The sequence below is a fragment of the Aquabacterium sp. NJ1 genome (assembly GCF_000768065.1).
GTDB lineage: Bacteria > Pseudomonadota > Gammaproteobacteria > Burkholderiales > Burkholderiaceae_C > Aquabacterium.
Genome location: NZ_JRKM01000001.1, coordinates 648,495 through 663,980, shown reverse-complemented (window position 1 = coordinate 663,980; position 15,486 = coordinate 648,495). Strand labels below are relative to the sequence as shown.

The 15,486-nt window shown below is 66.6% G+C and carries 4 protein-coding genes; all 4 read right to left on the bottom strand.

Annotated elements, in window-relative coordinates:
• Positions 1 to 65 precede the first annotated feature (65 nt).
• The gene (locus JY96_RS21895; protein ID WP_052162067.1) at positions 66 to 923 is read right to left on the bottom strand and encodes a class I SAM-dependent methyltransferase; all 858 of its coding nucleotides are present in this window, start codon (positions 921 to 923) and stop codon (positions 66 to 68) included.
• Positions 924 to 988: 65 nt separating this feature from the next.
• Positions 989 to 1,489, bottom strand: coding sequence for a class I SAM-dependent methyltransferase (locus tag JY96_RS02840; RefSeq protein ID WP_035034785.1), 501 nt, complete (start codon positions 1,487 to 1,489; stop codon positions 989 to 991).
• A 24-nt stretch (positions 1,490 to 1,513) separates the two neighbouring features.
• Positions 1,514 to 2,485: a UDP-glucuronic acid decarboxylase family protein gene (locus JY96_RS02835; RefSeq protein WP_035040943.1), complete on the bottom strand. Its 972-nt coding sequence runs from the start codon at positions 2,483 to 2,485 to the stop codon at positions 1,514 to 1,516.
• A 192-nt stretch (positions 2,486 to 2,677) separates the two neighbouring features.
• Positions 2,678 to 15,406 carry a hypothetical protein gene (locus JY96_RS02830; protein ID WP_152606339.1) on the bottom strand — a complete coding sequence of 4,243 codons (12,729 nt, stop codon included), beginning with the start codon at positions 15,404 to 15,406 and terminating at the stop codon, positions 2,678 to 2,680.
• Positions 15,407 to 15,486 lie beyond the last annotated feature (80 nt).

Sequence of the window (15,486 nt, the reverse complement as noted above, 5' to 3'; positions counted from 1 at the left end):
AAGAGAAGCCCGCCGGTGAGGGCGGGCCGTGGTGCAATCGTTGACCGTCGGTACGTCGTGGTCGCTCAGTACGTCTTGGGCAGATGCGGGTTGGTGTCCGTGCGCTCGACTTGCCACTGGTTGGTGAGCATGCGGTCCATCAGGGCGGGGTCATCCAGCAAGGAGGCATCCTTGAAGAAGATGGTCAGGATGTAGTTCCACTTCTCCTGCTTCTCCTGGCATTGGCGTTCCAGCGCCTGGGTCATGTTGACCATGGAGTTGAACACCGGGTCGTTGGGGTCGGCCTTGGCGAACTCGCAACCCTGGATGTAGACGTCCTGCATGTTCTTGCAGGCGTAGCCGGGCAGGTTCAAGCCCAGGCTGATCTTCTGGACTTCGCGCTGCGACAGCGAATAGACGTAGTTGCCCACGCGTTCGTAAGACGCAGCAGCCTTGCCGGCACGGGCGGGGAAGTCGGCCCACTGGTCTTGCGGTTCGATCATCACCACGGCGCGGCGCGCCACGCGCAGCATTTCATAGATGCCCAGGTAGGGGCGGCGCATGTGGTGGAAGGCTTCCTTGCACAGCACGAAGTCGTACTGGTTGTCTGCGAACTTGAGGTCTTCGGCATTGGCCTGGGCGTACTTCTGGATGTGCCCTTCGGCCAGGCTGCGCTTGAGCGTGCCGGCGCCGATGTCCGTGGTCAGGACGTCCTTGAACCCTTCGTTGAGCATGATCCAGCTGTCGTGCCCGGAGCCGTCCCCGATGGTCAGCCAGGTGTCTTGCCTGGTCTGCAGGATGTTGACCACGGGTTCCATGAAGCGCATGTGGCGCCAGTGGTTGGCCGTGGTGGCATCCCACCAGGTCGGGTAGAGCCTGGCATGCAGCTCGTCGTCGAAGAACGTTTCCCAATGGTTGATGTGCAGCAGATCGGCGTTGTTCATGACGTTGTCGCTGGTAAGGGCTGGAGTGCGGTCAGGGCTGGGTGGTGCGAGGGCTCGGTGCGGCCTCAGGCGGCGGGCACGTCGACCTTGCGCAGCAGGGACAGCAGGTGAGGGCCGCGCCATTCCTGCGAGATGATCTCGAAGGCGCCTTTGAAGCCGTAGGCGGTGGCCCAGCGGTTGACCTTGTCAAAGTAGGCCGGGAAGGTCTCGTCGGTGATGATGTTCACGTGCGTGGGGTCGCGGAAGGCGGCCGGGTTGGGGTAGGCCGGTGTGAACGACATGAAGACGCCGCCCGGTTTCAGCACGCGCCAGACCTCGTTCATGACTTCGACGAAGGCGTTGCGGCGTTCGGGGCAGTAAATCAGTCGGGGCACATGCTCCAGGAAGTCGTGGGCGGTGACGAAGTCGAAGCTTGCATCGGGGAAGGGGATGGCTTCCACCACCAGGTCGGCTTTGTAGATGCCGGCGTCCACATCGGTGCGCACGTCGATGCCGTACACCTCGGTGGCGTTGAAGGGGTTCTTGGGCTTGGGGCCGCAGCCAAGGTCCAGTGTCTTGGTGGTCATGGTGTTTCCTTTTCGATGGGGCGCTCAGGCGATGGCGATCTGCTCGACCTTGAGCAGCTGTTCGAAGTAGGCGATGGTCTTGCTCAACCCGGCTTCGAGCTGGGTGGTGGGCTGCCAGTCCAGCAGGGTCCTGGCCTTGGTGATGTCCGGGCAGCGCTGCATGGGGTCGTCATGGGGCAGCGGCTTGTAGACGATTTCCGAGCGGGAGCCGGTCATGTCGATGATCTTTTCGGCCAGGGCGCGCACCGAGGTCTCGACCGGGTTGCCGATGTTGATGGGGCCGGTGATGTCGTCGGGGCTGTTCATCAGGCGCAGGGCGCCGTCGATGAGGTCGTCCACATAGCCGAAGGAGCGGGTCTGGGAGCCGTCACCGTAGAGGGTGATGGGCTTGCCGCTCAGGGCCTGCACGATGAAGTTGGACACCACGCGGCCGTCGTTGGGGTGCATGCGGGGGCCGTAGGTGTTGAAGATGCGCATGACCTTGATGCGCAGCTTGTGCTGACGGTGGTAGTCGAAAAACAGGGTTTCGGCGCAGCGCTTGCCTTCGTCGTAGCAGGAGCGGTAGCCGATGGGGTTGACGTGGCCCCAATATTCTTCGGGTTGCGGGTGGACCTTGGGGTCGCCGTAGACCTCGGAGGTGGAGGCTTGCAGGATCTTGGCCTTGACGCGCTTGGCCAGGCCCAGCATGTTGATGGCGCCGTGCACGCTGGTCTTGGTGGTCTGTACCGGGTCGTGCTGGTAGTGAATGGGCGAGGCCGGGCAGGCGAAGTTGTAGATCTCGTCAACCTCGATGTACAGCGGGAAGGTGACATCGTGGCGCTGGAACTCGAAACGGGGGTGGTCCAGGAGGTGCTCGATGTTGCGGCGTGAGCCGGTGAACAGGTTGTCCAGGCAGATGACCTCGTGACCCTGTTCCAGCAGTCGCTCGCACAGGTGGGAGCCGAGAAAGCCGGCACCGCCGGTAACGAGACAGGTTTTGCTGGTGCCCAGTCGCATGCTCATGCGGATTCTCCTTGACGACGGCTGTCCTGCAGAACAACTCTGCTCGGATCCGTTTGCCAATGGTGGGCTGTACGGCGCTGGCCGTTATGCGGAAAAGCCGGGGCAACCGTGCCTTTTTGCACAGCTTGCAGACGCGGGTACGCCCCTTGCACCACGGGGGCGCAAGGGGCGGGGGCTCGCTCAGGCTCAGATCAGCGGGATGTTCTTGTGCTGCTCGTCAAGCAACTGAGTCGGGTCGACCGTGACCAGGTGCGTGTCGACGGGCAGGGCCGCCGTGGTGGCCATCACCTCCGCATGGCTGGCGCTCGTCGCGCTGGCCAGGAGGCTGTCGCCCGGGTGGGCGAGCAGGTCACCGGCGCTGACGCCCAGGCTGGTCGATGTGTCCGCTGTGCTGGCGGTGTGCTCACCCGTCGTGCTTGTGGTGCTGCCGTGGTCGGCCGTCCCCGTGGTCGAGGCGGTGGCGGCGTCGGCGGCAGCCTGGTGCAGGGCTTGATCCGTGGTCGTGCCGGCGTGGGATGTGGCGTCCGCGGTGGCCGTGCTGCCGTGATCCTTGGCGAACCAGACGTCGGCCATCTCGTGGGTCGCACCGTCAGCCGTCTTGTAGCTGGAGATCAGGCCCAGGAGGTTGCCGTTGTTGGTCTGCGTCGAACCGTGTGCATTCAGGTCGAGCTCGATGATGCCCAGGCCGGAGAGGTCCTTGAGTTCGCCACCGTCGGACACACCGTTGCCGTTGCCGTCCACCCAGACCCTGAGGTCGTTGAAGTGTGCGTCGGCGGTGGTGATCTTGCCGTCGTGGTTGGTGTCCAGGGCCATCAGGGCGTTGTAGCCGTTGCCTGCGCGTTGGCCGTCGATCAGGGTGGCCGAGCCGAACAGCTCGGTGCCATTGTTGATCACGCCGTCGTGGTTGAGGTCCATCGCCAGCAGGCCGGTGTTGCCCGTCACCCAGCCGTGGGTGGCATGGCTGCCGGTACCCAGCAGGTCGAAGTTGGTACCGTGGGCGGCGGACACCGTCTGGATACCGTCACCGCTCAGGTCCAGCGCGATCGGCGAGATGCCGGCCAGCACATTCGTCTGATCGGTGCTGAGTGCGTTGAACTGGGCCTGGGTCAGGGCGGCACCCTGCGCCATGCTGAAGACGGCCAGGTCGGTGGTTTCAAAGGCCTGGATCTGGGTTGTGGTGAAGGCCTGGATCTGGGCGGTGTCGAAGGCCTGGATGTGCGCGGTGGTGAAGGCCGCGATGGCATCCGTGCTGAAGGCGGCCAGTTGGTTGCTGTCCAGTGCATGGAGCTGGGCCGTCGTCATGGCCACGATGTCGTCCGTGGTCATGGCACCGATGGCACTCGTGTTCAGCGAGGCGAACTGTACGGTGGTCAGTGCCTGCAGATCGACGGTCTCCATGGCCTGGATGGCGACGGAGGACATGACCGAGATGTCGTCGGTGGTCAGCGCCACGAACTGTGCCGTGGTCAACGAGACGATCTGGTCGGTCGTCATCGCGGCGAAGTCGGCGGTGTTCAAGTGGTGGATCTGGTCGGTGCTCAGGGCCTGGATCTGGTCGGTTTGCAGTGCGGCGACGTGAGCCGTGTTCAGCGCCTCGAAGGCTGTCGTGTTGATCGCGCGGACCTCGGCCGTGGTCATGGCCTGGATGTCGGCGGTCGACAGGGCCGCGATCTGGTCGGATTGCAGCGCAAAGACCTGGGCGGTGTTGAGGGCGGCGATGTCGGTGGTCTCGATCGCTGCGATCTGTGCTGTGTCCAGCGCCTGGATCTGGGCGGTGCTGAGCGCACCAAACTGCGTGGAGCTCAGGGCGACGATCTGATCGGTGCCCAGTGCGGCGATGTCGTCGGTGCCCAGCGCGCGGATGTTGGCCGTGTTCAGGGCACTGATGTCGGTGGTTTCGATCGCGGCGATCTGGGCGGTGCTGAAGGCGGCCACCTGTGCGGTGTTGAGCGCGGCCAGATCGTTGCTTTCCAGGGCGACGATCTGGGCTGTGCTCAGGGCGCTGGCCTGGGTCGTCGTCATGGCCGCGACCTGGGTGGAGGTCAGGGCGGCGATCTGGTCGGTCGTCAGGGCATTGAAGGCAGCCGTTGTCAGGGTGCGCACGTCATTGGTCGACAGGGCACTGATGTCGCTGGTCTCGATGGCCGCAGCCTGGGCCGTGTTGAGGGCGGCGACCTGGGCGGTGTTCAAGATTGCCACATCGGCGCTGTTGAGGGCGACGATCTGGTCGGTGCTCAGGGCCGCAACCTGGTTGGTGTTGAAGGCCAGGACTTGTGCGGTGCTCAGGGCCGCGATCTGGGCGGTGCTCAGGGCTGCGGCAGCGGCGGTGCTGAGTGCGTTGACGGCAGCCGTGGTCAGGGCACTGATGTCCGTGGTTTCGATGGCGGCGGCCTGGGCGGTGTCGAATGCGGCGGTCTGCGCTGAGTTGAGTGCCGCCACCTGGCTCGATGTCAGGGCGGCGACCTGGTCGGTGCCGAGGCCAGCCAGGGCATTGGTGGTGAAGGCGCGAACCGCGTTCGTGCTCAGCGCGCTGATGTCACCCGTTTCGATGGCGGCCAGTTGGGCGCTGTTGAAGACGGCGACCTGGGCCGAGTTGAACGCAGCCAGGTCGGTGCTTTCCAGCGCGGCGACCTGGGCGGTGTTGAGGGCCTGGGTCTGGGCGGTGGTCAGCGCGGCGGTCTGGGCCGTGGTCAGGGCCTGGATCTGGTCGGTACCCAGGGCGTTGATGGCAGCGGTGCTCAGGGCGCGAACGTTGTTGGTGTTCAGCGCACTGACGTCGGTGGTCTCGATGGCCGCGGCCTGCGAGGTGTTGAGTGCGGCGATCTGGGCGGTGTTCATCGCGGCCAGGTCGGTGCTCTCGAGTGCGGCAACCTGGGCCGAGGTCAGGGCCTGCACCTGGGTGCTGGACAGCCCGGCCACTTGGGCGGTGCTCATGGCCAGGATCTGATCCGTGGTCAGGGCGTTGACGGCAGCAGTGCTCAGTGTGCGCACCGAGGCCGTGGTCATCGCAGCGATGTCCGTGGTCTCGATGGCGGCAGCCTGGGCGGTGTCGAAGGCGGCGGTCTGCGCTGAGTTGAGTGCCGCCACCTGGCTCGATGTCAGAGCGGCGACCTGGTCGGTGCCGAGGCCAGCCAGGGCATTGGTGGTGAAGGCGCGAACCGCGTTCGTGCTCAGCGCGCTGATGTCACCCGTTTCGATGGCGGCCAGTTGGGCGCTGTTGAAGACGGCGACCTGGGCCGAGTTGAACGCAGCCAGGTCGGTGCTTTCCAGCGCGGCGACCTGGGCGGTGTTGAGGGCCTGGGTCTGGGCGGTGGTCAGCGCGGCGGTCTGGGCCGTGGTCAGGGCCTGGATCTGGTCGGTACCCAGGGCGTTGATGGCAGCGGTGCTCAGGGCGCGAACGTTGTTGGTGTTCAGCGCACTGATGTCGGTGGTCTCGATGGCCGCAGCCTGCGAGGTGTTGAGCGCGGCGATCTGGGCGGTGTTCATCGCGGCCAGGTCGGCGCTTTCGAGTGCGGCAACCTGGGCCGAGGTCAGGGCTTGCACCTGGGTGCTGGACAGGCCGGCCACCTGGGCCGTGCTCATGGCCAGGATCTGATCCGTGGTCAGGGCGTTGACGGCGGCGGTGCTCAGCGTGCGTACCGAGGCCGTGGTCATCGCGGCGATGTCCGTGGTCTCGATGGCAGCGGCCTGGGCGGTGTTGAGCGCAGCGCTCTGGGCCGTGGTCAGGGCATTGACTTGGGTGGAGCTCAGCGCGGCCACCTGGTCGGTGGTGAGGCCGGCCATGGCGTCCGTGGTGATGGCCTTGACCGCGGTGGTGCTCAGGGCGGCGATGTCTGTGGTTTCGATGGCGCCGAGCTGGGCGCTGTTGAAGACCTTGATCTGGGCCGAGTTCATCACGGCCAGGTCGGTGCTTTCCAGCGCGGCGACCTGGGCGGTGTTGAGGGCCTGGGCCTGCGTACTGGTCAGTGCGGCGGTCTGGGCGGTGGTCAGGGCCTGGATCTGGTCGGTACCCAGGGCGTTGATGGCAGCGGTGCTCAGGGCGCGAACGTTGTTGGTGTTCAGCGCACTGATGTCGGTGGTCTCGATGGCCGCGGCCTGCGAGGTGTTGAGCGCGGCGATCTGGGCGGTGTTCATCGCGGCCAGGTCGGTGCTTTCGAGTGCGGCAACCTGGGCCGAGGTCAGGGCCTGCACCTGGGTGCTGGACAGGCCTGCCACCTGGGCGGTGGTCATCGCCAGGATCTGGTCGGTGCCCAGGGCGTTGACGGCGGCGGTGCTCAGCGTGCGTACCGAGGCCGTGGTCATCGCGGCGATGTCCGTGGTCTCGATGGCGGCAGCCTGGGCGGTGTTGAGCGCAGCGCTCTGGGCCGTGGTCAGGGCATTGACTTGGGTGGAGCTCAGCGCGGCCACCTGGTCGGTGTTCATCGCGGCCAGGTCGGTGCTTTCGAGTGCGGCAACCTGGGCCGAGGTCAGGGCCTGCACCTGGGTGCTGGACAGGCCGGCCACCTGGGCCGTGCTCATGGCCAGGATCTGATCTGTGGTCAGGGCGTTGACGGCGGCGGTGCTCAGCGTGCGCACCGAGGCCGTGGTCATCGCGGCGATGTCCGTGGTCTCGATGGCGGCAGCCTGGGCGGTGTTGAGCGCAGCGCTCTCGCTGGAGGTCAGCGCACCGATCTGGCCCGATGTCAGGGCGGCAACCTGGTCGGTGGTGAGGCCGGCCAGCGCGTCGGTCTTCAGGGCGCGCACGGCAGCTGTTGACAGGGCGCTGATGGCGTCGGTCCGGATGGCGCCAAGCTGTGCGCTGTTGAGCGAGGCAGCCTGCGCGGAGGACATGGCGGCCACGGCCGTGCTGTCCAAGGCGCCGTACTGGTTCGTGCCGAAGGCAGCGATCTGGGCCGTCGTCATGGCGGCGGTCTGCGCCGTTGTCAGGGCAGCGATCTGGGCCGTGTCGAGCACATTGATGGCAGCCGTACTCAGGGCACGGATGTTGGTGGTGCTCAGGGCGCGGATGTCGCTGGTTTCGATGGCAGCGGCCTGCGAGGTGTTGAACTGGGCGACCTGGGCGGAGTTCATCACCGCCAGGTCACTGCTTTCCAGGGCGGCGATCTGGGCGGAGGTCAGGGCTTGCACCTGGGTGCTGGACAGGCCGGCGACCTGGGCGGTGCTCATGGCCAGGATCTGATCCGTGGTCAGGGCGTTGACGGCAGCAGTGCTCAGTGTGCGCACCGAGGCCGTGGTCATCGCGGCGATGTCCGTGGTCTCGATGGCGGCGGCCTGGGCGGTGTTGAGCACGGCGCTCTGGGTCGTGGTCAGGGCGGCGATCTGGGCTGAGGTCAGTGCGGCCACCTGGTCAGTAGTGAGGCCGGACAGTGCGTCGGTGGTGATGGCCTTGACCGCGGTGGTGCTCAGGGCGGCGATGTCTGTGGTTTCGATCGCGCCGAGCTGGGCGCTGTTGAAGACCTTGATCTGGGCCGAGTTCATCACGGCCAGGTCGGTGCTTTCCAGCGCGGCGACCTGGGCGGTGTTGAGCGCCTGGGCCTGCGTGCTGGTCAGCGCAGCAGTCTGGGCCGTGGTCAGCGCGGCAATCTGATCGGTGCCCAGGGCATTGATGGCATCGGTCCTGAAGGCACGGACGTTGGCAGTGCTCAGCGCGCCGATGTCGGTGGTCTCGATGGCGGCGGCCTGCGAGGAGTTCAACTGGGCGATCTGGGCGGAGTTCATCACGGCCAGGTCAGTGCTTTCCAGGGCGGCGACCTGGGCGGAGGTCAGGGCCTGCACCTGGGTGCTGGACAGGCCGGCGACCTGGGCCGTGGTCATGGCCAGGATCTGGTCGGTGCCCAGGGCGTTGACGGCGGCGGTGCTCAGCGCGCGCACGGCAGTGGTCACCATGGCGCTGATATCGGTGGTCTCGATGGCGGCGGCTTGCGCGGTGTTGAGCACGGCGCTCTGAGCCGAGGTCAGGGCGTTGATCTGGGCCGAGGTCAGGGCGGCGATCTGGTCGGTCGTCAGGCCGGTGATCGCCGTGGTGGTGATGGCGCGGACCGAGTTGGTTGTCAACGCGCTGATGTCGCCGGTCTCGATGGCGCCGATCTGGGCGCTGTTGAAGACTTTGACCTGGGCCGAGTTCATGGCGGCCAGGTCGGTGCTTTCCAGCGCGGCGACCTGGGCGGTGTTGAGGGCCTGCGCCTGTGTGGTGGTCAGCGCAGCAGTCTGGGCCGTGGTCAGCGCGGCGATCTGGTCGGTGCTCAGGGCGTTGAGCGCATCCGTGCGGATGGCGCGCACATTGGTCGTACTCAGGGCGCTGATGTCGGTGGTCTCGATGGCAGCAGCCTGGGCGGTGTTGAGCTGGGCGATCTGGGCCGAGTTCATCACGGCCAGGTCGGTGCTTTCCAGCGCGGCGACCTGGTCGGTCGTGAGCGCCTGCACCTGGGTGCTGGACAGCGCGGCCACCTGAGCGGTGCTCATGGCCAGAATCTGGTCCGTGGTCAGTGCGGCGATGTCGGCGGTGCTGAGCGCACGCACGGCGGCGGTCACCATGGCGCTGATGTCAGTCGTTTCGATCGCGGCTGAGGGCGCTGTGGCCAGTACGGCGGTCTGAGCCGAGGTCAGGGCACCGATCTGCGCCGAGGTCAGGGCGGCCACCTGGTCGGTGGTCAGGCCAGACAGGGCATCGGTGGTGATGGCGCGGACCGCGTTCGTGCTCAGCGCGCTGATGTCACCCGTTTCGATGGCGGCCAGTTGGGCGCTGTTGAAGACCTTGACCTGGGCCGAGTTCATGGCAGCCAGATCGGTGCTTTCCAGCGCGGCGACCTGGGCGGTGTTGAGGGCTTGAGCCTGTGTGGTGGTCAGCGCGGCGGTCTGGGCCGTGGTCAGCGCCTCGATCTGGTCGGTACCCAGGGCGTTGATGGCAGCCGTGTTGAACGCGCGGATGTTCGTGGTGCTCAGCGCGCTGATGTCACCGGTTTCGATGGCGGCGGCCTGAGAGGTGTTGAACGAGGCGATCTGGGCCGAGTTCATCACGGCCAGGTCGGCGCTTTCCAGCGCGGCAACTTGAGCCGAGGTCAGGGCCTGGGTCTGGTTGCTGGACAGGCCGGCGACCTGGGCCGTGCTCAGCGCCAGGATCTGATCCGTGGTCAGGGCGTTGACGGCAGCGGTGCTCAGCGTGCGCACCGAGGCCGTGGTCATTGCGGCGATGTCCGTGGTTTCGATGGCGGCGGCCTGGGCGGTGTTGAAGGCTGCGGTCTGGGCCGAGCTCAGGGCGCCAATCTGCGCGGAGGTCAGAGCGGCCACCTGGTCGGTGGTCAGGCCAGCCAGGGCATCGGTGGCAATGGCGCGGACCGAGTTGGTGCTCAGTGCGCTGATGTCCGTGGTCTCGATGGCGCCGATCTGGGCGCTGTTGAAGACCTTGACCTGGGCCGAGTTCATGGCAGCCAGGTCGGTGCTTTCCAGCGCGGCGACCTGGGCGGTGTTGAGGGCTTGAGCCTGTGTGGTGGTCAGGGCGGCGGTCTGGGCCGTGGTCAGTGCCTCGATCTGGTCAGTACCCAGGGCGTTGATGGCAGCCGTGTTGAACGCGCGGATGTTCGTGGTGCTCAGGGCGCTGATGTCACCGGTTTCGATGGCGGCGGCCTGGGCGGTGTTGAACGAGGCGATCTGGGCCGAGTTCATCACGGCCAGGTCGGCGCTTTCCAGCGCGGCAACTTGAGCCGAGGTCAGGGCCTGGGTCTGGTTGCTGGACAGGCCGGCCACTTGGGCGGTGCTCATGGCCAGGATCTGATCCGTGGTCAGGGCGTTGACGGCAGCGGTGCTCAGCGTGCGCACCGAGGCCGTGGTCATCGCGGCGATGTCCGTGGTTTCGATGGCGGCGGCCTGGGCGGTGTTGAAGGCTGCGGTCTGGGCCGAGCTCAGGGCGCCAACCTGCGCGGAGGTCAGGGCGGCGATCTGGTCGGTGGTGAGGCCAGACAGGGCATCGGTGGCAATGGCGCGTACCGAGTTGGTGCTCAGCGCGCTGATGTCCGTGGTCTCGATGGCGCCGATCTGGGCGCTGTTGAAGACCTTGACCTGGGCCGAGTTCATGGCAGCCAGATCGGTGCTTTCCAGCGCGGCGACCTGGGCGGTGTTGAGGGCTTGAGCCTGTGTGGTGGTCAGCGCGGCGGTCTGAGCCGTGGTCAGCGCCTCGATCTGGTCGGTACCCAGGGCGTTGATGGCGGCCGTGTTGAACGCGCGGATGTTCGTGGTCGACAGGGCGCTGATGTCACCGGTTTCGATGGCGGCGGCCTGGGCGGTGTTGAACGAGGCGATCTGGGCCGAGTTCATCACGGCCAGGTCGGCGCTTTCCAGCGCGGCAACTTGAGCCGAGGTCAGGGCCTGGGTCTGGTTGCTGGACAGGCCGGCCACTTGGGCGGTGCTCATGGCCAGGATCTGATCCGTGGTCAGGGCGTTGACGGCAGCGGTGCTCAGCGTGCGCACCGAGGCCGTGGTCATCGCGGCGATGTCCGTGGTTTCGATGGCGGCGGCCTGGGCGGTGTTGAAGGCTGCGGTCTGGGCCGAGCTCAGGGCGCCAACCTGCGCGGAGGTCAGGGCGGCCACCTGGTCGGTGGTGAGGCCAGACAGGGCATCGGTGGCAATGGCGCGGACCGAGTTGGTGCTCAGCGCGCTGATGTCCGTGGTCTCGATGGCGCCGATCTGGGCGCTGTTGAAGACCTTGACCTGGGCCGAGTTCATGGCAGCCAGATCGGTGCTTTCCAGCGCGGCGACCTGGGCGGTGTTGAGGGCTTGAGCCTGTGTGGTGGTCAGGGCGGCGGTCTGGGCCGTGGTCAGTGCCTCGATCTGGTCAGTACCCAGGGCGTTGATGGCAGCCGTGTTGAACGCGCGGATGTTCGTGGTGCTCAGGGCGCTGATGTCACCGGTTTCGATGGCAGCAGCCTGGGCGGTGTTGAGCTGGGCGATCTGGGCCGAGTTCATCACGGCCAGGTCGGTGCTTTCCAGCGCGGCGACCTGGTCGGTCGTGAGCGCCTGCACCTGGGTGCTGGACAGCGCGGCCACCTGAGCGGTGCTCATGGCCAGAATCTGGTCCGTGGTCAGTGCGGCGATGTCGGCGGTGCTGAGCGCACGCACGGCGGCGGTCACCATGGCGCTGATGTCAGTCGTTTCGATCGCGGCTGAGGGCGCTGTGGCCAGTACGGCGGTCTGAGCCGAGGTCAGGGCACCGATCTGCGCCGAGGTCAGGGCGGCCACCTGGTCGGTGGTCAGGCCAGACAGGGCATCGGTGGTGATGGCGCGGACCGAGTTGGTGGTCAATGCACTGATGTCACCGGTCTCGATGGCGCCGATCTGGGCGCTGTTGAAGACCTTGACCTGGGCCGAGTTCATGGCAGCCAGGTCGGTGCTTTCCAGCGCGGCGACCTGGGCGGTATTGAGCGCCTGCGCTTGCGTGGTCGTCAGCGCGGCGGTCTGAGCCGTGGTCAGCGCGGCGATCTGGTCAGTACCCAGGGCGTTGATGGCGGCGGTGTTGAGCGCGCGGATGTTCGTGGTGCTCAGGGCACTGATGTCGCCGGTTTCGATGGCGGCGGCTTGGGCGGTGTTGAGCACGGCGATCTGGGCCGAGTTCATCACGGCCAGGTCGGTGCTTTCCAGCGCGGCGACCTGGGCCGAGGTCAGGGCTTGGGCCTGGGTGCTGCTCAGGGCGGCGACCTGGGCCGTGCTCAGCGCCAGAATCTGATCCGTGGTCAGCGCGGCGATGGCGGCGGTGCTCATGGCACGTACCGAGGCTGTGGCCATGGCCGCGATGTCGCTGGTTTCGATGGCGGCGGCCTGGGCGGTGTTGAAGGCTGCGGTCTGGGCCGAGCTCAGGGCACCGATCTGGGCCGAGGTGAGGGAGGCGACCTGGTCGGTGGTGAGGCCAGCCACCGAATTGGTGGCGATGGCCCGCACGGCGGCGGTACTCAAGGCACTGATATCACCCGTCTCGATGGCACCCACCTGGGCGCTGTTGAGTACGGCGACCTGGGCCGAGTTCATGGCAGCCAGATCGGTGCTTTCCAGCGCGGCGACCTGGGCGGTGTTGAGGGCTTGAGCCTGTGTGGTGGTCAGCGCGGCGGTCTGGGCCGTGGTCAGCGCCTCGATCTGGTCGGTACCCAGGGCGTTGATGGCAGCCGTGTTGAACGCGCGGATGTTCGTGGTGCTCAGCGCGCTGATGTCACCGGTTTCGATGGCGGCGGCCTGGGCGGTGTTGAACGAGGCAATCTGGGCTGAGTTCATCACGGCCAGGTCGGCGCTTTCCAGCGCGGCAACCTGCGAGGTGCTCAGGGCCTGGGTCTGGCTGCTGGACAGGCCTGCGACCTGGGCGGTGCTCAGGGCGGCGACCTGGTCGGTGCCCAGGGCATTGATGGCAGCGGTGCTCATGGCCCGCACGGCGGCGGTGCTCAGTGCGGCGATGTCACCCGTCTCGATGGCGGCAGCTTGCGCCGTGTCCAGCGCAGCGGCCTGTGCCGAGCTCAGGGCGCCGATCTGGGCCGAGGTGAGGGAGGCGACCTGGTCGGTGGTGAGGCCAGCCACCGAATTGGTGGCGATGGCCCGCACGGCGGCGGTACTCAAGGCACTGATATCACCCGTCTCGATGGCACCCACCTGGGCGCTGTTGAGTACGGCGACCTGGGCCGAGTTCATGGCAGCCAGATCGGTGCTTTCCAGCGCGGCGACCTGGGCGGTGTTGAGGGCTTGAGCCTGTGTGGTGGTCAGCGCGGCGGTCTGGGCCGTGGTCAGTGCCTCGATCTGGTCGGTACCCAGGGCGTTGATGGCAGCCGTGTTGAACGCGCGGATGTTCGTGGTGCTCAGCGCGCTGATGTCACCGGTTTCGATGGCGGCGGCCTGGGCGGTGTTGAACGAGGCGATCTGGGCCGAGTTCATCACGGCCAGGTCGGCGCTTTCCAGCGCGGCAACCTGCGAGGTGCTCAGGGCCTGGGTCTGGCTGCTGGACAGGCCCGCGACCTGGGCGGTGCTCAGGGCCGCAACCTGGTCGGTGCCCAGCGCATTGATGGCGGCGGTGCTCATGGCCCGCACGGCGGCGGTGCTCAGTGCGGCGATGTCACCCGTCTCGATGGCGGCAGCTTGCGCCGTGTCCAGCGCGGCGGCCTGGGTCGAGGTGAGGGCGCCAACCTGGTTGGAGTTCAGATTGGCGATCTGGTCGGTGCTCAACGCGGCGATGGCCGAAGAACTCAGGGCGCGTACGGCTGCGGTGCTCAGCACGCCGATGTCCGTGGTCTCGATGGCCGCAGCCTGGGCGGTGTTGAAGATGGCCACCTGGGCCGAGTTGAGCGCAGCAAAGTCGGTGCTTTCCAGCGCGGCAACCTGGGCCGTGTTAAGGGCTTGAGTCTGGGCCGTCGTCATCGCGGCGACTTGCGCGGTCGTCAGCGCGGCGATCTGGTCGGTGCCCAGGGCGTTGATGGCAGCGGTATTGAACGCGCGGATGTTCGTGGTGCTCAGGGCACTGATGTCACCCGTCTCGATGGCAGCGGCCTGCGAGGTGTTGAACGAGGCGATCTGGGCCGAGTTCATGGCGGCCAGATCGGTGCTCTCCAGCGCAGCCACCTGATCGGAGGTCAGCGCGCCGGTCTGGGCCGAGCTCAGGGCAGCAACCTGGGTCGATGTGAGTGCGGCGACCTGGTCGGTGCCCAGGGCATGGATGGCGGCGGTGCTCAGCGCGCGGATCGCGGCTGTCGTGAGGGCGGACACATCGCCAGTCTCGATGGCGGCGGCCTGGCTCGTGTTCAGCACGGCGGCCTGGGCGCTGTTTATCGCGGCCAGGTCAGTGCTGGACAGTGCAGCGATCTGATCGCTGTTCATCGCGGCGACCTGGGCCGTGTAGAGGGCGCCAACTTGCGTCGAGCTCAGGGCCTGGATCTGGTCCGTGGTCAGGGCGCCGATACCGGCTGTCGAGACGGCGCGCAGGTTGACCGTGTTGATCGCGGCAATGTCTGCGGTTTCAATGGCGGCCACCTGGGCCGTGTTCAAGCCTGCAGCCTGGGTGGACGTCATCGCGCCGAGCTGGCTGGAGCTCAAGGCCGCGATCTGGTCGGTGGTCAGGGCTGCGAAACTGGCGGTGCTGAATGCACGAACGGCCGTCGTGCTGACGGCCGCGAGATCAGAGGTTTCCAGCGCGCTGGCTTGCGCTGTGTCCAGCGCCGCCGTCTGCGCTGAATTGAGCGCTGCGGCCTGTGAACTGGTGAGAGCGACGATCTGCGCCGTCGTCATCGCCTGCACCTGCAGCGAACTCATCGCCGCCACATGGCTGGACGAGAAGGCGGCCACTTCGTCGGTCCCGAACGCGGCGATGGCGGCGGTGCTGAAGGCGCGTACTTGCGCGGTGGTCAGTGCGGCGGCCTGGTTGGAGTCCAGCGCGGCCACATCGGCCGTGTTGAAGGCGGCAGTCTGGGCCGTGCTCATGGCGCGCAGATCACCGGTTTCCAGCGCGGCGATCTGGCTGGTGCCCATGGCGGCGACCTGGTTGGTGCTCAGTGCCACCACCTGGGTCGACGACAGCGCCTGGACCATGCTGGTCGTCAGGGCCGCGGTGCTGTCCGTGGTCAGCACGCGCAGCGAAGCGGTGGTCATCGCGCTGATGGCATCTGTCGTGAACGCGGCCACTTGAGCGCTGTTGAGCACACCGGCTTGCGTGGTCGTCATGGCAGCGACCTGGGCAGACGACATCACCGCGACCTGATTGGAGTCGAGCGCGGCGATGTTGGCCGTGTTGAGCACCCTGAAGTCCACGGTTTCGATCGCGGGGATCTGGATGGTCGTCAAGGCCGCGATCTGCGCGGTGTCGAAGGAGGCCCAGTCATCCGTATTCAGCGAGGCGATCGACGTGGTCGACAACGCAGCGATCTGTGTGGTCGTGAACTTAGGAATGAGTGATGCCATGGTCTATTCCTTTGTACCAATCGGTCTGATACGGAAAAAAAGCAAAAGGTTGAAGCGATGCGATCGCGCCGGGGCCGCCG

Coding starts and splice junctions, on each gene's coding strand:
- JY96_RS21895 (WP_052162067.1), bottom strand. CDS start 923: ATGAACAACGCCGATCTGCTGCACATCAACCATTGGGAAACGTTCTTC.
- JY96_RS02840 (WP_035034785.1), bottom strand. CDS start 1,489: ATGACCACCAAGACACTGGACCTTGGCTGCGGCCCCAAGCCCAAGAAC.
- JY96_RS02835 (WP_035040943.1), bottom strand. CDS start 2,485: ATGCGACTGGGCACCAGCAAAACCTGTCTCGTTACCGGCGGTGCCGGC.
- JY96_RS02830 (WP_152606339.1), bottom strand. CDS start 15,406: ATGGCATCACTCATTCCTAAGTTCACGACCACACAGATCGCTGCGTTG.